This window comes from Bacillus andreraoultii, from assembly GCF_001244735.1.
GTDB lineage: Bacteria > Bacillota > Bacilli > Bacillales > Caldibacillaceae > Caldifermentibacillus > Caldifermentibacillus andreraoultii.
In genome coordinates this window covers 2,655,060-2,679,137 of sequence record NZ_LN868937.1, presented here as the reverse complement: position 1 = coordinate 2,679,137, position 24,078 = coordinate 2,655,060, and the positions used below count along the sequence as shown (strand labels likewise).

Below are 24,078 nucleotides of genomic sequence, written 5' to 3'. Positions count from 1 at the left end.
AACGTAAAAAGCCGTGCATGTATTCGTGCATGGCTTTTATTACATTTAAAATATGGTCATGCATATTTACAGAAATTGATTTAATAAATATACACAAGACCATTTTTTCCTATAAACATGTTCAAAAACTTGTCAAATTTCTAGATTAGAAGTATTATAATGATATAGTCATCTGATGACCTTATCACTTAACATGTGATGCATACATATTTATTGGGGATATTTTGTTAACGCTTGCTTTATACTATCTACTGTTAAGTTTAACATTTCTAGCTAAATAAAGTTCAAGATAAGGGGTATCGGGAAATGGAATATAAACGGATTCAAACAAAGAAGATTTATGAAGAAGTAGCTGACAACATCATGCATATGATTAAGGATGGAAAATTAAAACCAGGTGACAAACTCGAATCGGTTGAAAAATTAGCGCAAAATTTCGGTGTTGGTCGACCAGCAATAAGGGAAGCATTAAATGGTTTACGAACAATGGGACTGATTGAAATGCGTCAAGGAGAAGGGACATATGTAAAAGATTTTGATCCAGCAAAATTCACCCTTCCAGTTACGACTGCATTTTTAATGAAACAAAAGGATGTAAAAGAGTTATTTGAAGTTCGGAAAATATTAGAAGTTGGTACAGCTCGTTTAGCAGCGGAAAATTGTAAAGCAGAAGATTTAATTGCCATTGAAGAGGCGATAAAAGTGATGGAAAACTGTGATGGGGATGAGAATCTTGCACAAAAGGCGGATGTCGATTTTCATCATGCCATTGCAAAAGCAACCCATAACCATTTACTAATTAGTTTGATGGGAAGTGTCTCGGATTTAATTTCTGAAACGATTCGTGAAACTCGAAAGCTATTATTATACTCAGAAAATTACTCAGAGCAATTAACTAGAGAACATAAGCAAATATTTGCAGCAATAAAAAGTAAGAATGGTGAACTCGCCAGTAAAAATATGTTTGATCACTTAGAAAATACAGAGACAGTACTATTTAAATATATTGAATAGCGTGGGTTTACTTGAAAATGAATCTTACAATCTTAAGAGGTGACAAAGTGTGAAAGTATCATTATTCATCACTTGTGTAAGTGATATTATGTTTCCAAATGTTGGTAAAAATACGGTAGAAATTTTAGAACGACTTGGTTGTGAAGTTGATTTTCCTGCAGCCCAAACTTGTTGTGGTCAACCAGCCTTCAATAGTGGGTATTTAGAAGAAGCGAAAGCCTCTATGAAGCAAATGATTCGCGCATTTAAAGATTCTGAGTATGTTGTCGGTCCTTCAGGTTCTTGTGTCGGTATGATTCGGGAGTACCCTCATGTCTTTAAAGGTGATCCAGAATGGGAAAAACCAGCACAAGAATTAGCTACAAAAACGTTCGAATTAACCCAATTTATTGTGGATGTATTAGGTGTAACGGATGTTGGTTCGACTTTTAAAGGAAGAGTGACTTATCATCCATCTTGCCATATGACACGGATTTTAGGGGTAAAAGATGCACCAAAATTACTTTTACAAAATGTGAAAGGGATTGAATTCATTGAACTACCATCAGGTGAAGATTGCTGTGGCTTTGGTGGAACATTCTCCGTGAAAAAACCAGAGATTTCAGCCGAAATGGTAAAAGAAAAATCACGCCACGTTTCAGAGACGGAAGCAGATTATTTATGTGGCGGTGATATGGCTTGTTTAATGAATATCGGTGGTCGAATGCAAAGAGAAGGAAAAAACGTCCAAGTTATTCATATTTCGGAAATATTAAATACGCATAACTGATAAGAGGTGTAAGGAAATGAGTTTAAAATTAGAAGATATTCCTTTTAAAGATGGGGTTAAAAAAGGGATTGAAAATGAATTCATGCGGAGTGCTGTTGCTAGTGCTCAAAGACGTTTTCGTGCTGGCCGACTAAGCCAAGCAGAAGAACTTGGTAATTGGGAAGATTGGCGTAAACTAGGGGAAGAGATTCGCACACATACAATTAACAATCTCGATTATTATTTACACCAATTAAGTGAACAAATCGAGAAACGTGGGGGAAATGTCTTCTTTGCAGCAACAGCAGAAGAAGCAAATCAATATATAAAAAATGTTATACAAAAGAAAAACGCTAATAAAGTTGTAAAATCTAAATCAATGGTAACGGAAGAAATCGGGCTCAATTCCGCTATAGAAGAAGCTGGCGCAGAGGTCGTCGAATCGGATCTTGGTGAATGGATTTTACAATTAGAAGGTGACCATCCATCCCATATCGTTACCCCTGCATTACATAAAAATAAAGAACAAATTCAAGAAACTTTTACTAAAAAAAGAGGCTATACTGGATCTAGTGAACCAGAAGAATTAGCAGCATTTGCTCGTGAACAATTACGAAATGACTTTTTACAAGCAGATGTTGGTGTTACGGGTTGTAACTTTGCGATTGCTGAATCGGGTACCATTACTCTAGTTACAAATGAAGGAAATGCCGATATGGTTTGGACAGTTCCGGATACGTTAATTACAGTGATGGGAATGGAACGCATCGTCCCAACTTGGGAGGAAATGGAAGTACTCGTTGGCTTATTAACTCGATCTGCGGTTGGACAAAAATTAACGAGTTACATTACTGCTTATACTGGTTGCCGAGGCGACGATGAAATTGATGGTCCAAACGACTATCATTTAGTCATTGTCGATAACGGCCGGAGCAATGCACTAGGGACTGAATTCCAAGCAGCGCTTCATTGCATTCGTTGTGGTGCTTGTATGAACGCATGTCCGGTCTACCGTCATATTGGTGGGCATGCATATAACTCAGTTTACCCTGGACCAATTGGTGCTGTACTAACACCGGTACTTGATGGTTATGAAGAACATAAAGATTTACCTTATGCATCAACCCTTTGTGGAGCTTGTACGGAAGCTTGCCCAGTCCGAATTCCACTTCACGAAATGCTTATTTGGCACCGGCAAAAATTAGTTGAACGTGGAGATACACCTATTTCTGAAAAAATGATGATGAAAGGTTTTGAAAAATGGGGAGGAAGTCCATTCATGTACAATATGAGTACAAAACTTGCTCGACCAGCATTGAAACCGTGGACAAAGGATGAAGTTATTGAAAATGGACCTGGGCCATTAAAAGGATGGACAGCTGTACGGAATATTTCAGCACCACCGAAACAATCTTTCCGTTCTTGGTTTGAACATCGTCAAAAGGATGGTGAGGCATAATGGCTATCGTGAATCGTGATGAATTTTTAAATAAACTTGCTGGAAAATTAGGTCGTGACCGTAAGACAGAAGGTGTTGTTCGTCCACAATGGAAGGTAACACCACAATATAATGTATTCAAAGGTTTAGATGAGGAAGCGTTAGTTGATATTTTTGCTAAACAATGCAAAGCCATCCATACAGAATTTAAGCAAACAGATCGAAATCACATACAACATGTATTAAATGAAACAATTGAAGCGTATGGTGGTGAATCGATTGTTGTTCCAAACGATCCCCGAAATAAGGCGTACGGATTATTAGACTATTTTAATGACTTACGACCTAAAGTCGAAGTACATGTTTGGGATTATACAATTGGCAAAGAAAATGAAAAGATTGCTGAACGGGCAAACATCGGAATTACATTTAGTGATATTACATTAGCTGAAACTGCAACGGTTACACTATTTCATAATAGGGATCACGGTCGATCGATTAGTTTACTACCAAAAAATCATATTGCTATTATTCCAAAAAGTACGTTCGTTCCACGGATGACCCAAGCTTCTGCCATTATTCATGAAAAAGTTCAAAAAGGTGAAATGGTGGAATCTTGCGTTAGCTTTATTTCTGGGCCAAGTAATAGTGCGGATATAGAAATGAAACTGATTGTCGGTGTGCACGGACCTGTTCATGCGACGTATATTTTAGTAGAAGATTAAGTAGTATATACTTATCGAACTAACTTTTATGAGTTTGTTTCTCTTTATAAAAAAATGACGGGTGATGATCCCGTCATTTTTTTAGCTATTAGGAAAGTAGAAATTTTCCAATTTCTACTATCCTTGTGCACTTAAGCACACAAGGAAGGCTCTAGCACCGAAAAATCTTTTTCGGAAAACTACGGCTCTTGGTTGTCTGAAGGCTCGTTTTTCTTTATTGGACTACCATGGAAAAAAGAACGGTAGAAGCCCGATTTGCGGTGGAAATGGCTACGAAGGTAACGTAGAACGGCTGTAGAAGCCCAAATCATGGTCAAAAAAGAGGAAACGGTCATCAAAAGCAGTTGTAGAAGCCCAAATCGCCGTGAAAAAGGATAAAATGGTCATCTAGAAGGGGTGTAGAAGTCTAACTCACGAATAATCGAATGGAAGTGATCATGTACCACATCCACACATGCATACCAAAATAATCAAACAACAAAAAACGGACAAGCCCATTCATATTGATGCTTGTCCGTTATGTTATTCATATGAGCGAATTCGAATTTCACTTTTAGGGTCAAAAAAGTGTGCTTTGTTCAATTTATTTTGTTTCCTCTGCAGCTTTAACTCGGAAACGATAGATTTGATAAAATAACAAGGCAATCACGGACAAAATCATACCTGAAACATATGGAAAACCAGCACCTAGGGCAAAAAGCGTACCACCGAGTGGAGGTCCAATAATTCGTCCAAGCGAGTCAAAAGAAGAAAGTAAACCGGTGACACTTCCATGACCAGCAGTTGATGTTTTCGTCAGTAGTGCAGATACAGTCGGTCTAATTACCCCATTCCCAAGTCCGAAAATAGTTAAATAAATGGCAGCCGTTATAAAGTTATTTGTTAATAATATGAATCCGAAACCTAGTGCGGAAACAACGATACCTGTCTGAATTATTTTTCCTTCACCGTACTTTTTCGCTAATGGTCCGATTAGTCCACCTTGAACAATAGCCCCAGCTAATCCCATAATCATAAATATATAGCCAATTTCTCTCGTACCTAAATTGGCTCTATCTGCCGCAAAATAAGCGAATGTTGCTTCAAGTCCAGCTAGTGATAACGAAACGAAAAATTGTAGGATAAATAAAAGAGTATTGGATCCACGAAAAGCCGACCATCTACTAGATTCTTCCTTACTTCTAGATTTATCACGTGCTTCTTTCGGTAAAGATTCTTTTAAAACGATGAGCACAAGGAAAAATGTTACAACCGATGTAATCCCTGCTAAATAAAAAGGAAGATTTAAGCGAATATCTGAAAAGATCCCACCAACAGCCGGACCAAAGATAAAACCTAAACCAACTGCAGCCCCAATTAACCCCATTCCTTTACTACGATTCTCTAGGGTTGTAATATCGGCAACATATGCCATCGTGGTGGGCATATTGGCAGATGATAATAGTCCACCAATAATTCTTGCGGCAAATAACATCCATAGCGAACTTGCTACAGCCATTAAGAAGAATGAAAGACTGAGGCCAAAAATACCGATGAGCATAACTGGTTTTCGACCAAATCGATCGGAAACTTGACCCCAAACGGGTGAAAACAACAGTTGCATTAACGAATAAACTGCCATTAACAGACCAAGTTCTGTTGGACTTGCACCTAAATTTTCCGCATAAAAAGGTAAAACCGGAATAATAATCCCAAATCCTACCATTACTAAAAACATGACAAGAAATAATATGGGTAAAGCCTTCTTATTCTCCATTGTATAAAAACCCCTTGTATTGTTGGTTTCAATGTCTAATTAAACCAATCGTTCGATTAAAATAATCAAGCTCCATCGTTCTATTCATATCTTTACTCATTTACTGTTGATGGCAATCTTATAAAATAGGAGACAATAATCTGGATATCGATTCTTTAAACCGGATTTTAAGCGGCCTCTGTAAATATTGATAATACGTCAATCTTCTAGATTTCGTTATATCGTTGTTGAAAATCTCTACTAACTTTTTCGCCGTTGGTGTGTCATAAATAAAGGCATTTACTTCAAAATTTAACATAAAACTTCGTACATCAATATTTGCTGTTCCAACTGAAGCGGCATTTTCATCAACGACAATCATTTTAGCATGGATAAAACCATTTTCATAAATATAAACATTTGCCCCTGCCTTCAATAACTCCCCGATATAAGACAACGTTGCCCAGTAAACAAACATATGATCAGGTTTATTCGGTATCATAATTTTCACATCAACACCAGATAAAATCGCAATTCGTAAAGCATCAAGAATACTTGCATCAGGAATAAAATAAGGAGTTTGAATGTAAATAGATTTTTTAGCTGTAGAAATCATCTTAATATAGCCATATTTAATATGTTCCCATTCGGAATCGGGCCCACTCGTTACAATTTGTACAGGTATGTGACCATGATGGGTATGATCTGGAAAATACTTTTTGTCATAATAAATATCATTTCTTGAAGAGGCTTGATTCCAATCGAGTATAAATCGAATTTGTGTCGCGATGACTGCATTCCCTTGGATTCGCAAATGAGTATCGCGCCAATAACCAAACTTTTTATCAAGACCTAAATATTCATCCCCAACATTAAAACCACCAACGTACGCAGTTTTTCCATCAATAATAACGAGTTTTCGATGGTTACGGAAATTCATTCTTAAGTTCACTAACGGAATTTTTGAGGGGAAAAATACTTCAACTTCACCACCAGCTTGTTTCAATCGGTTAAACGTACGCTTTTTAATACGGCGTGATCCCATTTCATCATAAAGGACACGAACTTCAACCCCTTGTTTCGCTTTTTTTACTAACAAATTAATTAATTTCTTACCTAATTCATCATCACGGAATATGTAATATTGCAAATGTATATGTGATTTCGCGTTATCAATATCGCGGAATAGGGCTTTAAACTTATCTTTTCCATCAATAAAAATTTGAATATCATTATCTTGAGTTAATAGTGCGTTGTTGTTAGCAAGGAATAAATAAATAAGATCTTGATGGCTCTTCATTTCATCTGTAACCATCTCATATTTTTTTTCCTCGATGCCTTTAATTTGATTGTTAATTAAATCATCAAGCCCAATCTTTTTTAAATCTTCCCATACAAATAATTTTTTTCGTTTTAAATTTTGGCCTAGTATTAAATAAAGTACAAATCCGACAAGTGGAACGAAAAATAATACTAAGAGCCATGCCCAAGTAGAACCAGGATCTTTCCGCTCTAAAAATACGACAGCTACAGCTAAAAGAAAGTTTAAAAAGAAAATGGTACTAATCAGAATCGTTAAAAGGTTCATATAATTGCTCCTACTCGTCAAAATATTTTACGAAAAATGTCATATTTTCGTGATAACTATCTATATTATAATAACCTCTTTTAAACAAAATGAAAAATAAATGGTTCTTACAAAGGGGGGTGAGCCAACAATTCTAAATTTAGGAAAAAATTTGTTTAATTTATACGTATTTTTTGTTATAATACAATTAATACTTACCTATTTCTATTTTTTGTAAAGAATTGAGTCCGAACATCATAATAAATTTTTGATAAAAGTTTATTGTAACCCGGAATGGTTCTTAATTTACAAGAAAATGGGGTTGGAATAACGTGTATATGATACAAAATAGATATAATAAAAATAAAATAAACCCTTCACCTCTTCATATTTTTAACCAATCACTACAATACTTATCTGAAGCAATGAATATCCTCATTATAAGAAGTACGACTCAGGGGATTTTTAAATATGTTTCTCCAAATTCCGCTTACATTTTTGGTTATGAAAGTAGTGAAATGGTTGGACAAAAAATAACGTCCTACCTCCATGAAAAAGATAAAGATCGAGTACTTCAATTATGTCAACGTGAGCTTCATTTGTGGGAAAACGAGAAAATTCTTACTTTACGATTAAGAAGGAGCGATGGAGTCTATATTTGGAGTGAGTTTCGAATTTATTTATTGAAAGACATGGACAATAACGTAAGCGAGATTCTATATATTATAAAAGAAAAACCGTTAGCTAGCGAGGAAAGTTTATTACAAAGTGATAAATTGGCAGTCGTTGGTCAACTTGCAGCTGGTATTGCTCATGAAATACGGAATCCGTTAACATCATTAAAAGGCTTTATTCAATTAATGAAATCTGACCCAGTAAAAAATGATCATTATTTAGAAATTATGGAACACGAAATTGATCGCATTGATAGTATATCAAACGAACTACTCATTTTCTCTAGTCCAAACCACCTGAAATTTAAAAAACATGATTTACAGGAGATTTTATTATCTAGTTTAACCTTAATGGAAGGACAGGCATACCAAAAACAGATTAATATCCTATTCAATAAATTGGATCAACCGGTTTATGTTTATTGTGATGGTCAAAAATTAAAACAAGTAATAATCAATCTAATAAAAAATGCAGTTGAATCAATGGAAGAACCTGGAAACATTCATGTAACAATAAGAAATAACGGTGAGGAAGCAATGCTTTCAATCACTGACGAGGGATGTGGTATTCCTGAAGAACTCCTCGATAAATTAGGTCAACCGTTTTTTACGACGAAGAATGGTGGAAATGGTCTTGGTTTAATGATGTGTTATAAAATTATCGATGAACATCATGGGAAAATAAAAGTTGAAAGTAAGCTTGGACTCGGAACGACTTTTACGATTGTTTTGCCTTTAGATGAGTAATTTTCTAAGGTTGCTATTCATCCTACCTAAGAATACGTGATTGTATCCTTAAAACGGTATAAATCTTTTTTGCTCGCGTGTCTTTAGTAAATACATGTAAAAAGGGGATGGCAAAATGAACTTAAGTTTTGGGGAAATTGTAATTATTTTAATTGTTGCCGTACTTATTTTTGGACCTTCAAAGTTACCAAAGTTAGGAAGAGCAGCTGGTGAAACATTACTTGAATTTAAAAAGGGTATGAAACAAGTAATGGAAGACGAGGATCAAGTTAAAAAGAAAACAGATGGATAATGTACATATTAGGAAGGCCTCCGTAAATGACGGAGGCCTAATCCAATTTATTTAGTTTTTAATTATAGGTTATGACCAGAAAGTTGTTGTTGAGCCATAGAAACTAAGCGTTTCGTAATTTCTCCACCTACAGAACCGTTTGCACGGGAAGTAGTTTCTGCACCAAGATTCACACCGAATTCTTGTGCAATTTCATATTTCATTTGGTCTAGAGCTTCTTGTGCTCCTGCTACTACAAGTTGGTTTGAGGAATTGCTTCTGTTTGATGCCATAAGTTGTCTCCTCCTAAATTTTATTTGCCGGGATTAAAGTATATCCGGCTATTTTTTGTAATCAACATCTACCTTTTTTGTTGATTGGTTTTGTTGATTACATTTCTTATTGTGTGTAGAAAACTATTTTGTATTCGTAAAAGTAAAGGTAGTTTTTGCCAAGAGCAAATTTGTGATAATACCGTTGCTTAATTGTAATTTTCCCTATTAAAATTTTTATATGAACATATTTAAATAAGAAAGAGGCAAAATAAAGTTGACATGAATGATTTAGGAAGGAATGTTCATATTGAGAATATGCCCAGTATGTAATGCTTTCGAAACAATTAATAATCAATGTTCAAATTGTGATGAATTCATGGTTGATGAAGGGAAATTGAGTGATTTTTTTGATGACTACAGTCCTTATATGGAAATTGAAATCATGCGACGAGAGGATGGGTTTCCTAATAATTTTAAAGAAGCACAGTGTGTTCATCTTTTGCAATGTCCAAAGTGTGGGAGACAGGAAACGGTTATGATTCAAGAATAACGAACGGAGTTATTACAGTGTGATGCTAAAGAACGCAATACAACGAAGGTTCTAGAGGGGGTAATAACTTTTTAAAAGAAGTGTGTCCATTATGAGAGAGGATTTCCTGTTATTTATACAAGTTGAGGATATTCCATAACGATAGAGGGTTTTTAGATGAAGGTATTCATTAATAATGAGCTTTTACGTGCCCTAACAAGAGGCAATGGACAATAAAGGACACGTAAGCTTAAGTCGAGATGGGGAAATGGAATCTTGCTACTACATCTGAACTCCCTGAAAATATTCAAGCACCAAATTCACTGCATAATTAGATCAGTAAACATTTTCTCCGGTGTTTGGATAACTGCATTTGTTAATTCTACAGCAAAAAGCATGACATACTTATTAATGAGCTTTTCGTATTTAAGTAAATGTGGATGTTTAAAAATAGAACGGCCAGGTTTCGCATTTGCTTCAAACATCCAAATTTTCCCATCTTCGTCAATACCAATGTCAAAGCCAATTTCCGCGATGATTCCATCCATTTTTTTCTCTAACTGTTCACTTAATAAAATGACTGCGCGAACTAATTTTTTCGTATAATCTTTTCGTTCCTCATCATTAATAAAAATCTCATCTAAAGTTTTTACTTCTCCACCGGCCATTACATGTGTAGTAGGGCTCCCTTTGCCAGATAATTTGCAGGCAAGGACTGTTGCAACCCATTTCCCTTCTGGATTCTTATTTGTATGAATACGAAAGTCTGCAAATTGTTGATTAAAACGAATGAGTTGAATGCCTTGTTGGATAATATAAGGTTCACTTATTTTCTCTTGTAAAAAACGATATAAAGTAGTGTTATGTGTGAATTTAATTAAACGGTTCTGACTATCTTCATCCCGGAAACGTACAAATATCCCTTCATCTGTTTGCTTAATTTGAAAAATACCAGCACCTGCACTTCCTTTATCTGGTTTTAAATAAATATAGCCAAACTCGTCTAACATCTCTTTTAATAATGTATCATCTGAAAATTGAACGGTTTTCGGTAAATACGTTTTTATACTCGATTCTTTAACAAGTTTTTGATACACTTCCATTTTATTAAAAAACCTTGGATTAAACCATGGAATTGCATATTCATCTTGGAGTTTCCTCTTTAATTTCTTTATTTGAGCTAAGTTTTCAACAGTACGATTTGGTAGCCGATCATAAATTACGTTTGGAAGAGGAAGGTCGATTTGTTTCCAATGATTATTCGTATAAATAAATCCGGAAACAATACCATGTTCCCAATTAATATGTTGAATACCAAAGACGATAGGAAGCACACCTAATTGTTCATAATTAGCGAAAAGTCTAGATAAAGAATAGGAGCGATTTCCAATTGGATTATCAGGGTATGACGTAAAACCAGCTGTAAAAATGCCAACAATCGGTCCGATAAATAGTGTTCCTTCTTTTTCGAATAAGTGAAATTTTAAAGGGATGTTTGGAATATGAAAAGCATTGGCAAGAGCTCTAGATAAAGTGATTTTCTTTTTTTTAGTTTTCTGTGCTCTTGTTTTACAAGGAATACTTAATGACCCAAACGTAACTGTATGAATACGAGAGAAATTCAGTTCCTTTGGATAGTATAAAACTTTTTCATTCTCTTCATTTATTTCAAGTGGATAAGAATTAATCATTGTAGCCTCACCTTTCTTTTATGATTTCGGGAAATTTTTGGCATAATCCGTCATGTTCAATGTAATTAGTCAATTCCTTTCGATTGTTAGGGAGAATTTGCTCCATTCTTGAACAGTCGTTATAATGTAAGGATGGAGCAATTAAATATGTTTAAAGTCTAATCGTAGTAGGGGACTTCATTGGATAAGTGTAAGCTTTTTACATTAAGCTGTTTTCTTAAAGATTATTGCTTTTAAAGAAAAAATTAGGTATTGAAGTAAGGCTGTACCCTAACGTAACGCGTCCACCTTAGCGGATAACAATAAAGTGTATGAAAACAGCCTATAATTACATCGGATTCATCTAGCATAATATATGAACATTCGCCCATTTTGGTGAAACATCTGATTTTTTATCATATTAAACACAAATTTTTACAAATGAGACAACAGAAAGGTCGATTCAAATTGCATACAATCATGATGATTTTGTTTATGGGAATTGTTGGTGCTTTTATTGGTGGGTTAACAAACTCCATTGCCATTAAAATGCTCTTCCGTCCTTATGAGGCTAAGTATATTGGTCGGTGGCGTCTTCCCTTCACACCTGGACTAATTCCAAAACGCCGAGAAGAACTGGCCATTCAATTAGGTAATATGGTCGTAAACCATTTATTAACACCAGAAGTCATTCAAAATAAATTATCTGAACAATCGATACATGAAGATATTCAACAAGTGCTCGAAGAAAAGGCACACGCTTTTTTTCAATCAGACCATTCAATTGAAGACTTGTTTGAACAAATAGGGGTAAAGAATTTGGGTGAACAAGTTGATGAGAAATTTTATTCTATGATCATGGAAAAAGTTACAGAATGGGAAAAAACTCATGGAGAGCAGTCGTTAAGAGAACTAATACCAACTACAATTTGGAAAAAATTGGACAACCAAGTCCCTAAAGTATCTGATTATTTACTAAATCATGTAAAACAATTTATTTTAAGTCCGAATGGTTATCATTTAATGAAGCAACATATTGATCGCTTTTTTGAAGGGCGGGGTATGATTCTTGGGATGCTTCAATCTTTTCTCGATAATCGTAATTTAATTGAACGGATTCAACAAGAATTAGTGAAAATTGTCGATCATGAAAAAAGTATAGCGGCTGTCAATCTTGTGCTTCAACAAGAATTAGATAAAGTAAAAGGAGGGACTGTGAAAGAAACAATCGAATTCCTGTTAACAGAACAAGATCGAGCGAATCTACTCATTTCTGTTAAAAAACGAATCTCTCTTTCGCAATATGTAAGACGTCCGGTTCGTACCTTTAACTTTTCCCAATTCGAAGACCTAATTACGAAGACAATCATCCCCACAATTTTACAAAATGTATTTAGCAAAATGGGTCTGTTTGTTGAAAAATGGATGAGGAAATTAAATATTCCCGAGCTTATAAAAAGACAAGTTGATACGTTTACAACTGAACGGTTGGAAGAAATGGTTTTAAGTATTAGCCGCCGAGAACTAAAAATGATTACCTATTTAGGTGCCTATTTAGGTGGACTAATAGGGATTGTTCAAGGCATGATTGTTATTTTATTTGACTAATTTAGGTAAACTTTTATCACTGTCTCGCATTTTATATCATAGTTTGTTATAGTTAGAGAACATGGGTTAAAGAGGACCTTCATTTCTCTTTCAACAGGGTGTGGAGTTTCTCAAATATTTTTTAGGAGGTCCATAAGTATGGCAGGAAATATTTTTGAGACAGCAAATACTTTAGAACAAGTTATTCGCGACAGTGCTGAGTTTACTGAGTTAAGATTGCACTATGCAAATTTGTATGCAGATCAAGAAGCAAAAAAATTATTCGACGATTTTCGTAACGTGCAAATGAATTTACAACAAAAACAAATGACTGGTCAACCAATTAGTCAAGAAGAAGTTATGCAAGCCCAACAAATGGTATCAGTTATTGGTCAAAATGAAAAAATTGCTCGTTTAATGGAAGCAGAACAAAGAATGAGTGGCGTTATTGCAGAAATTAATAAAATTGTTATGAGACCACTTGAAGAATTATATAATCAACAATAGGTAATAAAATAGAAAAGCCTATCGTAGCAAGGAATATTTTGTTACGATAGGCTTTTTCTATTTTTAAAGTCTTCCCATTTCCATAAGCTCCACTTCACAATTTTATCGTACAGCGAAAGCTAGACTAATGCTTAAGCTAAAATCACGGCTCTCGTCTCACCAAGGCTTGTGGCTAGAGTTTTCTTTAACGAACCCCCTTCAATTGTTCTATATTCTTCAATGTTTTCATAGGTATAGATATAAGTAAATGGCCAAAACCGACAACATGATTGGCATAAGGGGGCTTCAAACATGATTTATCGATTACTTGCGATGAATATTGACGGGACTATTTTACAATCGAACGGAAAATTACATAAATCTGTAAAAGATGCGGTGGAATATGTTCAGTCAAAAGGGGTTACGGTTACACTTGTTACTTCTCGTAATTTTGTGTTTGCTAAACGTATCGCAAAGGCGTTAAAGTTACAATCAATGATTATTGCACACCATGGTTCATTTATTGCTTCTACATCGGATCAAGCATTATTTGTAAAACGCATCGATGAGCAAATCGTTTATGATATTGTTCGTCTATTAGAGTCGTATCCATGCCATATCCGAATTGTACATGAACGTTATTCTATTAGTAATGTCCCGATAAAGCAAAATATTGTTTCGCGAGCAATTATTGATATGAATAGTTTTTCGAGTTACCATCATCAATTTGTTGAAAATATTAGTTCGTATGTAGAAGAGGAACAAATTCATCCAACCCACATTGAAGTAGTCTTTCATAATAGTTCGGTCGCAAATGAAGTTAAGACGGCTTTACAAAATATGTATTATGAAGTGGATTTACAATTATATGGTAATCAACTAATTATTCTGCCAAATAGTGTATCGAAACTAACGGGTTTACTATATACGTGTGAAAAGTGGAAAATCCCGCTTAATCAAGTAGTCGCAATTGGTAGTGATCTGGATGACCTTGATATTATAGATGCTGTTGGGTTAGGTGTCGCTATGGGAAATGCACCGCTTGAAGTGAAAGACAAAGCGGATTGGATTACACGTTCGAATAATGAGCATGGGGTATCTTATATGGTTCGAGAACATTTCCGAAAGCAACAACCTATTGGACTTATTGACAAAATAAATAGTACAAAAAAATAATAACGATTCTGGTGGCAATCCTATCATGGTTTGCCACCTAATTTCAAGCTGAAGCGCACGATGAATTTTCTCAAAAGGGTAAGGACATTCACCCCCATTTTTTTCATGGTTACGCAAATTTCATCTTAGAGGTATAAACTTATCAGAATAAAGGTAAATATTTTAATTTTATAGAAGGATTCTTTAACATAATAGAGAATATATTTTGTGATAAGATTTTTTGTTTATACAATATGAAAACGGTTGCAAAGAGGAGATGAGTAAAAATGATGAATACCCCTTTAACATTAACACAGATGGTTGAACGCGCAGAAAAATTTTTCCCAGAAAAGCTTGTTATATCCCGAACTTCAACTGGAATCCAACGCTTTACGTATAAGCAGTTTGGTGAACGGACGAGACGGTTAGCAAGTGTTTTAGCTCGACTTGGCGTATCAAAAGGTGATAAGATTGGTACTTTTGCATGGAATCACCACCGTCATTTAGAGGCTTATTTTGCTATACCATGTATAGGAGCTGTCCTGCATACAATAAATATCCGTCTTGCCCCGGATCAAATTGCTTATATCATTAACCATGCAGAAGATCGGGTACTGTTAATTGATGACAATCTACTACCGCTTATTGAAAGTTGTCGCGATGAATTAAACAATGTGGAAGCTTTCATTATTATGACGGATCAAAAGGAATTACCGGAAACGTCCTTAAGTCCAGTGTATCATTATGAGGAGTTGCTAAATGAAGGTGATCCGGCATTTGCATTTAAAGAAGATATCGATGAAAATGACCCAGCCGGAATGTGTTATACATCGGCTACAACTGGACTGCCGAAAGGGGTACTATATTCTCATCGGGGCATTGTTCTGCATAGTTTTGCTCTCGGATTAGCTGATGGTGGATCCGTTAGTGAGCGCGATACAATTATGCCGGTTGTTCCAATGTTCCATGTAAACGCATGGGGGCTTCCTTTTGCTTGTGTATGGTTTGGTGCAAATCAGGTGTTACCAGGTCCAGCATTTACACCTAAAGTGCTAGCAGAGTTAATCGAAACTGAAAAGGTAACTATTTCTGCCGGTGTTCCAACAATTTGGCTTGGTTTATTAAATGAATTAGAAAATGGAAACTACGACTTCTCTCATGTTCGTTACTTGTTATGTGGTGGTTCTGCTGCGCCTAAAGGAATTATAAAAGCGTTTGAAAAGAAATACAAAATTCCATTTATGCACGCCTACGGGATGACAGAGACGACGCCACTTGCATTAATTTCACGTTTAAAGAGCAACCAGGAGAACTTACCGGAAGAAGATATTTATGAACTAAAAGCAAAGCAAGGTATTTTAGTTCCAGGATTAGAAATGAAAGTGATTGGTCAAGATGGGGAAATTGCGTGGGACGGAGTGGAAATGGGTGAATTATGTCTACGCGGTCCATGGATTGCCTCGGGATATTATAAAGATGATCGTAGTAAAGATGCTTTTAAAGATGGATGGCTTCATACAGGGGATGTTGTCACAGTGGATAAAGAAGGATTTGTTAAAATTGTCGACCGTACGAAAGACTTAATTAAAAGTGGTGGCGAATGGATATCTTCGGTTGATTTAGAAAATGCCCTTATGGCCCATGAAGCTGTTTTTGAAGCAGCAGTTGTAGCAATCCCACATGAGAAGTGGCAAGAACGACCTGTTGCATGTGTTGTTTTAAAAGATTCGTATAAAGATAAAGTAACAAAAGAAGAAATATATGAATTTTTACGACCACAGTTTGCGAAGTGGTGGCTTCCAGATAAAATTTTATTTATGGAAGAAATTCCGAAAACATCGGTTGGTAAGTTTTTGAAGCGAGCATTACGAGAGAAGGTAAAAGAACAATTGGCATTACAATAGTTGCCGCTATTTAAAAAGTACGTGTAATCATCCAATCTGCTGATAGCTATACCCCTTACCTAATAATTGATATGAAAGAATATAATCAAAAATGAAAACCCGAGAATTCGAACCGTTCAATTCTTGGGTTTTTATGTCAAAATACTTTCCTATAAAATTAACTTTTTGGACAAAAATGTAGATTATTATTTTGATTTTTTATGACAAATAGTTTAAAATAATTATTGGTAAATAGCTTTTATTGTTTAGTTTTTCACATACAATATTATCTACCCGTGGAAAGTGAATAAATTTGTGACTTTTAAAACATTTTATGAATAATAAGTGTAAGGGGTTACAGATTAATCATTTATTTTCCATAATGGAGATATAGCTCTAATTTTCCTTGTTAAAAAATAATTGACCTTTAATGGAGGGAGAATGAATGTCTAAAGTATTGGAAGAAGAAAATGTACAAAAATCATTGCCTCAAGGTGAGCGTGAACTTTTAGATCAACTGCTTAATCCCGAGGTTCAACAATCATTAACAACTTTGGTTGAACAACTTCCAAAGTTGACTGAAGTAGTTACATTTTTAACAAAAAACTTAGAAATTATAAAATCACTTGCAACAGATGAAGTAACGAAAGCCGATACGGTTGGAGCAATAAAAGAACTTGCTGAACCAGTACTTGAATCTGCAAAAAAACTAGCTGCAAATGTCATTGAAGCGAAAGATCGTGCAGAAGAAAGTCAAGAAGTAATCGGTATTTTTGGTTTGTTGAAATTAATGAAAGATCCTCAAACGCAAAAATTATTCCGTTTCTTAAATGCTTACTTACAAGTTACTGCGGAACATGACAAAAAATAACTGCATACAAATTGTGAATGGTAATAGGAAAAGATTTTACATAATAAGAACGGAGGATTAAACATGTCTAAGCATATCGTTATTTTAGGTGGGGGTTATGGCGGTGTTTTATCCGCATTATCAATTCGGAAATATATGGACGAGTCGAAAGCGAAAGTTACTGTAGTAAATAAATATCCTACCCATCAAATTATTACTGAGCTACACCGACTAGCTGCAGGGAATGTTTCAGAAAAAAGAGTTGCGCTTCCATTAAAAAAAATATTTAAAGGAAAAGCAATTGACTTAATTGTAGCTGAAGTTGAATCATTTTCCGTAGATAATAAGCAAATTAAATTATCCAATGGTGATACACTTAACTATGATGCCCTCGTTGTTGCGTTAGGAAGTGTAACAGGTTACTTTGGTATTCCAGGATTAGAAGAAAATAGTATGGTGTTAAAATCAGTAGACGATGCTAACCAAATTCATCGTCATATTGAAGAAAAAGTTCGCCAATATGCGGAAACAAAAAATCCAGAAGATGCTCGTATTCTAATTGGTGGTGGCGGATTAACGGGTGTTGAGCTCGTTGGTGAAATTGCCGATCTTCTTCCTGAACTAACGAAGAAATATGGTGTAAGTCGTGATGAAATTAAATTACAACTCGTTGAAGCAGGGCCAAAAATCTTACCTGTACTTCCAGATACATTAATCGAACGGGCACAACAAAGTTTGGAAGCTCGCGGTGTTGAATTCTTAATTGGTCTTCCTGTTACAAAAGTTGAAGGTAATGTCGTTTACTTGAAAGATGGTAGCGAAATTAAAACGAACACATTTGTCTGGACTGGTGGTGTTCAAGGCAATCCGTTAGTTGGTGAGTCCGGTCTTGAAGTAAATCGTGGTCGCGCAACTGTAAATGAATATTTGCAATCGACTTCTCATAGCGATGTGTTTGTTGTTGGAGATAGTGCAGTTGCCTTTGGACCAGATGGTCGTCCTTATGCACCAACAGCACAAAATGCATGGCAAATGGGTGAAAATGCTGGATATAACCTTTATGCATTTTTAGAAGGTAAAACAATGGAAGTATTTAACCCAGTAAATTCTGGTACATTAGCAAGCCTTGGTCGTAAAGATGCGGTTGCATCTGTTGGAGCAAATGCAACTGAATTAAAAGGAATGCCAGCATCACTTCTAAAAGAGGCAAGTAATATGCGTTATTTATCACATATTAAAGGATTATTCACATACGCATACTAAGAGAGAAAAGCTGTCCAGGTAGTAAAATACCGTGGGCAGCTTTTTAAACGATTTAACGTAAACGTTTAATAATGATTTAGTTCTTGTTATTTAAACGTGAAATAAAACGAGTTTTCCTTCTGGAGATACACATCGATGTGTTTTCTCTAAATATCCCTTTTCTGTTAATAGTTTTTCAGCTAATTGTTTTGCCTCGTCGTCTGTTTTTGCCTCAATGTTCTCATCTAATAATTTTTCCCCATTACTTTCAAAAGCAGTTACTTTATAAATAGACATGGAAAATCCTCCTTATATCGAAAATTCGTAAGTTTTAATAAGTGTATAAATAAATATTCGACAATCTTTCGGAAATTCCTCTATTCCTCTCTAGATTAATAGGCAGAAGCACAATTATCATGTACAAGTTGAGGGAAAGTACTCGAGTTAATATGATGTATTGAATAGAAATAAAAAGGGGAGATGCCTATGTATCAAAGTTATTATCCGTTTTATGATGATTATGGAAATGAGGAGTATTTAAATGTTGATTCAATACCATACCAGATGGAAGAATATGGTCAGGACGCTTATGATATGAGACAATTGAACCCGCCACCATTTTTCCCTGGAGGAGTTATGGGTCCCAAGCAAGGTCCACCAAGCTTTTCCCCTCCGTTTGGGCAACCAAGTAGTGGAGGAGGTCAGCAAGGTCCCCCGTCTGGACCACCACCTTCGTTTGTTCCAGCGCAAACACAACAAGCAGGGGTATTTGCGGTAGACCCAGGAAGTATTCGCCGTTGTATGTTTAGATATACGTATGTTTGGCTTCACAATGGTCAGCAGTTTTGGATGTATCCTATATTTGTAGGTAGAAGATCGGTATCAGGTTGGCGCTGGACAGGATATAGGTGGGTATATTTTGGAATTGATTTACGTCAAATCCAATCTTTCACCTGTGTTTAATTATTTTTAAGTCTTGGATAATAGGAAAGTAAAAATTATTTAATTTCTACTTTCCTTTCCTGCATAAGAAAGACTTCGGAATCATAACTTTACAGCCCAAAAAAAATTTTCTGTACACGACGACTCTCGTTACACCAAAGCTCGGACGATTGGGATTTTTATAAACAATTTAACTAAATGCTGAATATGTATGAAAGGTCTTGATTTTTGCATGCAGAAATGGGAAAATGATGGCATAATAAAAGAACGTATATTCGTGTTTAAGAGTTGAAGAGGTGGAGGAGAATTGAAAAAAATTAAATTTATTCATTGTGCAGATTTGCATTTAGATAGCCCGTTTGTTGGATTAAGGAATCTACCTTCCAAAATCTATGAACAAACGAAACAATCAACATTTGCTTCATTTTCAAAAATTATCGATACTGCCATTGAAGAGATGGTTGATTTTATCATTATTGCTGGTGATATTTACGACGGGGAAGATCGAAGTATACGTGCACAACTATTTTTTCGGGAGCAAATGGAAAATCTCGCGAAAAAAGGGATTCATGTATTTCTTCTTTATGGAAATCATGATCATTTAGGCGGAAATTGGACAAAACTAACTTGGCCTAATAATGTACACGAATTCCCACCAACTGTAGAAACCATTCCATTTGAGTCAAGACAAGGTTCGAAAATACATTTTTACGGTTTTAGTTATTCGAAAAAACATGTAACAGAGCACATGATCGATTTTTATACGAAAAAAGAACAAGCCGATTTCCATATTGGGATTTTACATGGTCATGACTCTACTAATAAAAGCCATTATAGTTATGCACCATTTAAAGTAAATGAATTACTTGAAAAAAACTTTCATTATTGGGCGTTAGGACATATTCATAAATCTCAAATTTTGCATATGGAACCAACAATTCTATATCCTGGAAATATCCAAGGTCGACATAAAAATGAGTCGGGTGCAAAAGGTTGTTATTTAATAGAAATGGATGAAGCAACCACAAAGGTCGATTTTATTGAAACAGCACCCATTCGTTGGGAGAAAGAGATATTAGGAGAAGAGGAAAAATATTCGACATTTGATGAATTATATACGACCCTTCAAAATATAAAAGAAGCTTGGCGGGAAACCGGAAAGAATGTTTTTTTACAAATTTCCGTTCATCAAGAAGCGATTGCTGACTCCGTATTTCAATGGTTTCAATCAGAGGAAATGATTGAATTCATGCAAGAAGGAGAAGTCGAACAAACACCTTTCGTTTGGTTGTATGAATTATCGTTAGAAGAATCAGAACAAAGAAATGTTAGTGATGTACCTGATGAATTCTCGCAAAAACTGAAACAACAATTATATGAGTTGGATTTGCAAGAACCATTAGCAAGTCTTTACAATAATCCAAAGACACGACGCTTTTTAAATCCATTAACAGAGGAAGAACAACAAGACATCATTCGTAATACGGAAAAGATCATTTATCAATTACTAAAATTGTAAGTAAAGGAGGGAAATAATGGTCATCAAGGAACTACTTATTTATGGGTATGGAAAGTTTGAACAATATCATTTAAAGCTTGAACCGTACACATTTATTTATGGGAAAAATGAAGCGGGAAAGTCAACAATCATGTCGTTTATTCATAGCATTCTTTTCGGCTTTCCGTTAAAGCAGCAAGCTGAATTAAGATACGAGCCTAAAACGAGTTCAAAGTATGGTGGACAAGTTGTTATTGAAGATCCGACATGGGGAACGGTTCGGATTGAACGGGTTAAAGGGAGAGCATCTGGTGATGTTACGGTTAAACTTGCTGATGGAACCATTGGTGGAGATGAGCTGTTACAAGAACTTTTATGTGGAATGGATAAGGGAGCATATCAGTCAATCTTTTCATTCGATATCCATGGATTACAATATGTACATAAATTAACGGGCGATGATTTAACGAAATTTTTATTCTCAACAAGTGCGTTTGGAACGGATCAAATGATGGCTTGCGAGCAAATATTAAATAAAGAAATTGATAAATTATATAAGCCGAGTGGATCGAAACCAGAAATAAATGCTCGAATAGCACATTTGAAAATCACCGAGAAAAAATTAAACGAGGCGAAAAGTAAAATAGCAAACTATGAATCTTTACGAACAAGGCTAGAGTCAATAACAAATAACCTCCATGGCAAAAAAGAAAAATTGAAAGCATTGCAGAAAGAGATTGCTTCTAAAAAGGAATGGAACCGTATATATCCACTTATAGTAGAGAAAAAACAAGTACTTCATGAACTAGAAGAAATAGGTTCCGTAACATTCCCTAAAGATGGAATCATTCGGTATGAAAAAGCAATTGCTGAAAAAAATGCAATCAATAAAAGAATCAAACCAATGACAACACAACTGAATGAAATTGAACAACAATTAAAAACAATCCAGGTGGATGAACGGTTTATCGAAAATAAAGAGGAAATTCAATATATCATTGACGACTTACCCAACTACCGAAATAATGATGAGAAGCTGAAAGAACTACAAATGCAATTAGAACAAATAAATGAAGAAATAGCTCGAATTCAATCAAAGTTAAATATTGAGCGGAATCTTGATCAAATTCAACAATTGGATTTAAGTTTTGCTCAAAAGGATAAAATAACAAAACTTGTGTCAAAGAAAAATCACCTCATTGAACGGAAAAGAGAATTAGATCTCGAAGAAAATGAACTAGAACAGAAGATTCAGCAGCAAGAAGCATTTGTGAACGAATTAGAAAAAAGGAAAGTAAATGATGAGGAACTAGTCCATCTAGAAAACTTAGTAAAATCAGGTGGCACAACGAATGAAACAGAATATGAGTTCAATTGGGTGATTAGTCAACTACAGAATCTAAAAGAAACACGAGATTCAAAAAAAACACGGAACTTTATGTTGTGGGCTGCATTAAGTTTAAGTCTAGTACTAGTCTTTGTGTTATATTGGGTTGGTTTTAAAGATATTAGTGTGGGTGTCTTTATCGCTTCCATCCTAGTATCAATTCTTTATTTCTTAAATAGGAAAGCACAGAAAAATCAACAAAATGTTCTTATAAAAGAGCTCGAAAATAAAAAGTTAACATTAAAAAAAGAATTGGAAGAGTCCAAAAAACATTCAACAGAAAATGAAATAATGAATGAAAAGATTAGTCATGCCTATCAAGTGAAGAAACAAATCGAATTAGAGAAAATACGTTTAGAACAACTGCATCATCAATTTAATGAATTAATCGGGTCATTTTCTAATTGGGAAAGGGAATGGAAAACAACTGAACAGGAATTAATGGAAATTGGAGAGCAATACTTTTTCCCTAAGTATATGGCGAAAAATCATTTACTCGAAGGTTTTGAGCTTTTAGAGGATTTACAAAAAACGGCCATTCATTATTCTCGAGTTTTAAATAAAATCCATTTAATAAAAGCGAACCTACAAGAATACGAGAATAACTTAACGAAATTCAATTGGTTTTTTCCGAGTACGAATATGAACTATGAAGAGAAAGTTTTATTATTAAAAACGGAGCTTATGAAACAGCTAGACCAATTAAACAGTCGGGAAGAACGACTACGAAAAGTAGAAGAGCTAAACATTCAATATGTTTCACTCAAAACAGAACGCCAACAAGTGGAACAAGAGATTGAACAACTATTTCATCAAGCTCATGTGACAAATGAAAAAGAATATTATCTTCAAGGTGAAAAGGAAGAAAGAATACGTCAATTGAATAATCAGTTAACACTTGTCGATACGCAGCTAGCGAAAAGTACGTTACCACTTCCAAATTTAAATGAAGATCTTCCCCCAAGTATTGGAGAGGACGTTTTTAACGAATATGAACAATTACAAGCATCGTTGACGAAAGAAATTGAAAATCTAGAAACAGAACGAGCGGCGGTGTCTCTTGATTTAGCAGTATTAGAAGAAGGAGGCACATATACTGAGCTGTTACATCAATATCATCAAGAAAGGTATGAACTAAAAGAAGTGTCAAAACAATGGGCAGTCTATCAAACGGCACGTCATGTATTAAATAAAGCAATGGAAAAGTATAAAGTTGAAAGACTTCCACAAATTTTAACAGAAGCATCTACTTACTTTTCTACAATCACGCACGGAGCGTATAAGCAAATTTTTCTTGATCATAACCGGGATCAATTATTTATTGAGCGGAATGATGGAATCATTTTCATGCCTAAAGAAGTAAGTCAAGCGACTAGTGAACAATTGTATATAAGTTTACGCCTTGCACTAGCTGTGAAAACTCGTGAACATAATCCATTACCATTAATAATCGATGATGGCTTTGTCCATTTTGATGAGGAGAGAAGGCAGCAAATGATGAACATATTAGAGGAAATCTCTTCTCATATGCAAATCCTGTATTTCTCTTGCCATAAAACATTTACAAAATATTTTAATGAGGAGGATACGATTTATTTACCATAGGATGAGGTTTCATTGACGTGTTATACTTATTGTCAGATAATGTGAACTAA

The 24,078-nt window shown here is 35.0% G+C and carries 21 protein-coding genes; 16 read left to right on the top strand and 5 right to left on the bottom strand.

Translation table 11 applies throughout. The features are described 5' to 3' along the window. Positions 1-306: 306 nt before the first annotated feature. From BN2144_RS18030 to BN2144_RS18015, 4 genes are read left to right on the top strand one after another with little or no spacing between them, the layout of a single operon-like run. Positions 307-1,014 (top strand): FadR/GntR family transcriptional regulator, encoded by a 708-nt coding sequence (locus BN2144_RS18030; RefSeq protein WP_033829605.1) that lies wholly within the window; start codon positions 307-309, stop codon positions 1,012-1,014. A 49-nt stretch (positions 1,015-1,063) separates the two neighbouring features. After that, complete coding sequence (locus BN2144_RS18025; protein WP_033829604.1) at positions 1,064-1,783, top strand: (Fe-S)-binding protein; 720 nt, start codon at positions 1,064-1,066, stop codon at positions 1,781-1,783. Between the two features lie 16 nt (positions 1,784-1,799). Further along, on the top strand, positions 1,800-3,221 hold the full coding sequence (locus tag BN2144_RS18020) for a LutB/LldF family L-lactate oxidation iron-sulfur protein (RefSeq protein WP_033829603.1): 1,422 nt from the start codon (positions 1,800-1,802) through the stop codon (positions 3,219-3,221). Beyond that, positions 3,221-3,925 carry a LutC/YkgG family protein gene (locus BN2144_RS18015; protein WP_033829602.1) on the top strand — a complete coding sequence of 235 codons (705 nt, stop codon included), beginning with the start codon at positions 3,221-3,223 and terminating at the stop codon, positions 3,923-3,925. The genes BN2144_RS18020 and BN2144_RS18015 overlap by 1 nt, the downstream gene beginning before the upstream one ends. A gap of 583 nt (positions 3,926-4,508) precedes the next feature. On the opposite strand, the gene BN2144_RS18010 is transcribed toward BN2144_RS18015, so the two are convergent. Next, positions 4,509-5,681, bottom strand: a complete 1,173-nt coding sequence (locus tag BN2144_RS18010) for a tetracycline resistance MFS efflux pump (RefSeq protein WP_033829601.1) — start codon at positions 5,679-5,681, stop codon at positions 4,509-4,511. A gap of 118 nt (positions 5,682-5,799) precedes the next feature. After that, entirely contained in the window at positions 5,800-7,248 is a 1,449-nt protein-coding gene (gene cls / locus BN2144_RS18005; RefSeq protein ID WP_033829600.1) for a cardiolipin synthase, read from the bottom strand. Between the two features lie 317 nt (positions 7,249-7,565). Between cls and BN2144_RS18000 the strand changes: the two genes are divergently transcribed. Together BN2144_RS18000 and BN2144_RS17995 are read left to right on the top strand one after the other, a co-directional pair. Continuing rightward, positions 7,566-8,648, top strand: a complete 1,083-nt coding sequence (locus tag BN2144_RS18000) for an ATP-binding protein (protein WP_139017910.1) — start codon at positions 7,566-7,568, stop codon at positions 8,646-8,648. A 115-nt stretch (positions 8,649-8,763) separates the two neighbouring features. Further along, entirely contained in the window at positions 8,764-8,940 is a 177-nt protein-coding gene (locus BN2144_RS17995; protein WP_033829599.1) for a twin-arginine translocase TatA/TatE family subunit, read from the top strand. Positions 8,941-9,002: 62 nt separating this feature from the next. On the opposite strand, the gene BN2144_RS17990 is transcribed toward BN2144_RS17995, so the two are convergent. Next, complete coding sequence (locus BN2144_RS17990; RefSeq protein ID WP_033829598.1) at positions 9,003-9,212, bottom strand: alpha/beta-type small acid-soluble spore protein; 210 nt, start codon at positions 9,210-9,212, stop codon at positions 9,003-9,005. Positions 9,213-9,501: 289 nt separating this feature from the next. Between BN2144_RS17990 and BN2144_RS17985 the strand changes: the two genes are divergently transcribed. Next, entirely contained in the window at positions 9,502-9,744 is a 243-nt protein-coding gene (locus BN2144_RS17985) for a hypothetical protein (RefSeq protein ID WP_033829597.1), read from the top strand. A gap of 299 nt (positions 9,745-10,043) precedes the next feature. On the opposite strand, the gene BN2144_RS17980 is transcribed toward BN2144_RS17985, so the two are convergent. Continuing rightward, positions 10,044-11,414: a YheC/YheD family endospore coat-associated protein gene (locus tag BN2144_RS17980; protein ID WP_033829596.1), complete on the bottom strand. Its 1,371-nt coding sequence runs from the start codon at positions 11,412-11,414 to the stop codon at positions 10,044-10,046. A 459-nt stretch (positions 11,415-11,873) separates the two neighbouring features. Between BN2144_RS17980 and BN2144_RS17975 the strand changes: the two genes are divergently transcribed. The 6 genes from BN2144_RS17975 (at position 11,874) to BN2144_RS17950 (ending at position 18,617) form a co-directional block, all read left to right on the top strand. Beyond that, entirely contained in the window at positions 11,874-13,001 is a 1,128-nt protein-coding gene (locus tag BN2144_RS17975; RefSeq protein WP_407638080.1) for a DUF445 domain-containing protein, read from the top strand. Positions 13,002-13,139: 138 nt separating this feature from the next. Then, positions 13,140-13,487 carry a YlbF/YmcA family competence regulator gene (locus BN2144_RS17970; RefSeq protein WP_033829594.1) on the top strand — a complete coding sequence of 116 codons (348 nt, stop codon included), beginning with the start codon at positions 13,140-13,142 and terminating at the stop codon, positions 13,485-13,487. Positions 13,488-13,778: 291 nt separating this feature from the next. Next, positions 13,779-14,642 carry an HAD-IIB family hydrolase gene (locus BN2144_RS17965; RefSeq protein WP_033829593.1) on the top strand — a complete coding sequence of 288 codons (864 nt, stop codon included), beginning with the start codon at positions 13,779-13,781 and terminating at the stop codon, positions 14,640-14,642. A 266-nt stretch (positions 14,643-14,908) separates the two neighbouring features. Continuing rightward, positions 14,909-16,525: a long-chain fatty acid--CoA ligase gene (locus BN2144_RS17960; RefSeq protein WP_033829592.1), complete on the top strand. Its 1,617-nt coding sequence runs from the start codon at positions 14,909-14,911 to the stop codon at positions 16,523-16,525. 424 nt (positions 16,526-16,949) lie between these two features. Next, positions 16,950-17,375, top strand: a complete 426-nt coding sequence (locus BN2144_RS17955) for a helical membrane plugin domain-containing protein (protein WP_033829591.1) — start codon at positions 16,950-16,952, stop codon at positions 17,373-17,375. A gap of 63 nt (positions 17,376-17,438) precedes the next feature. Further along, the gene (locus tag BN2144_RS17950; RefSeq protein WP_033829590.1) at positions 17,439-18,617 is read left to right on the top strand and encodes an NAD(P)/FAD-dependent oxidoreductase; all 1,179 of its coding nucleotides are present in this window, start codon (positions 17,439-17,441) and stop codon (positions 18,615-18,617) included. 90 nt (positions 18,618-18,707) lie between these two features. On the opposite strand, the gene BN2144_RS17945 is transcribed toward BN2144_RS17950, so the two are convergent. Further along, on the bottom strand, positions 18,708-18,893 hold the full coding sequence (locus BN2144_RS17945; RefSeq protein WP_033829589.1) for a YhzD family protein: 186 nt from the start codon (positions 18,891-18,893) through the stop codon (positions 18,708-18,710). Between the two features lie 267 nt (positions 18,894-19,160). Between BN2144_RS17945 and BN2144_RS17940 the strand changes: the two genes are divergently transcribed. From BN2144_RS17940 to BN2144_RS17930, 3 genes are all read left to right on the top strand, one after another. Further along, positions 19,161-19,559, top strand: a complete 399-nt coding sequence (locus BN2144_RS17940) for a hypothetical protein (RefSeq protein ID WP_042338198.1) — start codon at positions 19,161-19,163, stop codon at positions 19,557-19,559. 286 nt (positions 19,560-19,845) lie between these two features. Continuing rightward, positions 19,846-21,057 carry a metallophosphoesterase family protein gene (locus BN2144_RS17935; protein ID WP_033829587.1) on the top strand — a complete coding sequence of 404 codons (1,212 nt, stop codon included), beginning with the start codon at positions 19,846-19,848 and terminating at the stop codon, positions 21,055-21,057. A 16-nt stretch (positions 21,058-21,073) separates the two neighbouring features. Next, complete coding sequence (locus BN2144_RS17930) at positions 21,074-24,028, top strand: ATP-binding protein (protein ID WP_033829586.1); 2,955 nt, start codon at positions 21,074-21,076, stop codon at positions 24,026-24,028. Positions 24,029-24,078 lie beyond the last annotated feature (50 nt).

Coding starts and splice junctions, on each gene's coding strand:
- BN2144_RS18020 (WP_033829603.1), top strand. CDS start 1,800: ATGAGTTTAAAATTAGAAGATATTCCTTTTAAAGATGGGGTTAAAAAA.
- BN2144_RS17930 (WP_033829586.1), top strand. CDS start 21,074: ATGGTCATCAAGGAACTACTTATTTATGGGTATGGAAAGTTTGAACAA.
- BN2144_RS17950 (WP_033829590.1), top strand. CDS start 17,439: ATGTCTAAGCATATCGTTATTTTAGGTGGGGGTTATGGCGGTGTTTTA.
- BN2144_RS17960 (WP_033829592.1), top strand. CDS start 14,909: ATGATGAATACCCCTTTAACATTAACACAGATGGTTGAACGCGCAGAA.
- BN2144_RS17980 (WP_033829596.1), bottom strand. CDS start 11,414: ATGATTAATTCTTATCCACTTGAAATAAATGAAGAGAATGAAAAAGTT.
- BN2144_RS18010 (WP_033829601.1), bottom strand. CDS start 5,681: ATGGAGAATAAGAAGGCTTTACCCATATTATTTCTTGTCATGTTTTTA.
- BN2144_RS17955 (WP_033829591.1), top strand. CDS start 16,950: ATGTCTAAAGTATTGGAAGAAGAAAATGTACAAAAATCATTGCCTCAA.
- BN2144_RS17975 (WP_407638080.1), top strand. CDS start 11,874: ATGATGATTTTGTTTATGGGAATTGTTGGTGCTTTTATTGGTGGGTTA.
- BN2144_RS18000 (WP_139017910.1), top strand. CDS start 7,566: ATGATACAAAATAGATATAATAAAAATAAAATAAACCCTTCACCTCTT.
- BN2144_RS17990 (WP_033829598.1), bottom strand. CDS start 9,212: ATGGCATCAAACAGAAGCAATTCCTCAAACCAACTTGTAGTAGCAGGA.
- BN2144_RS17970 (WP_033829594.1), top strand. CDS start 13,140: ATGGCAGGAAATATTTTTGAGACAGCAAATACTTTAGAACAAGTTATT.
- BN2144_RS17965 (WP_033829593.1), top strand. CDS start 13,779: ATGATTTATCGATTACTTGCGATGAATATTGACGGGACTATTTTACAA.
- BN2144_RS18030 (WP_033829605.1), top strand. CDS start 307: ATGGAATATAAACGGATTCAAACAAAGAAGATTTATGAAGAAGTAGCT.
- cls (WP_033829600.1), bottom strand. CDS start 7,248: ATGAACCTTTTAACGATTCTGATTAGTACCATTTTCTTTTTAAACTTT.
- BN2144_RS17945 (WP_033829589.1), bottom strand. CDS start 18,893: ATGTCTATTTATAAAGTAACTGCTTTTGAAAGTAATGGGGAAAAATTA.
- BN2144_RS18015 (WP_033829602.1), top strand. CDS start 3,221: ATGGCTATCGTGAATCGTGATGAATTTTTAAATAAACTTGCTGGAAAA.
- BN2144_RS17940 (WP_042338198.1), top strand. CDS start 19,161: ATGGAAGAATATGGTCAGGACGCTTATGATATGAGACAATTGAACCCG.
- BN2144_RS17995 (WP_033829599.1), top strand. CDS start 8,764: ATGAACTTAAGTTTTGGGGAAATTGTAATTATTTTAATTGTTGCCGTA.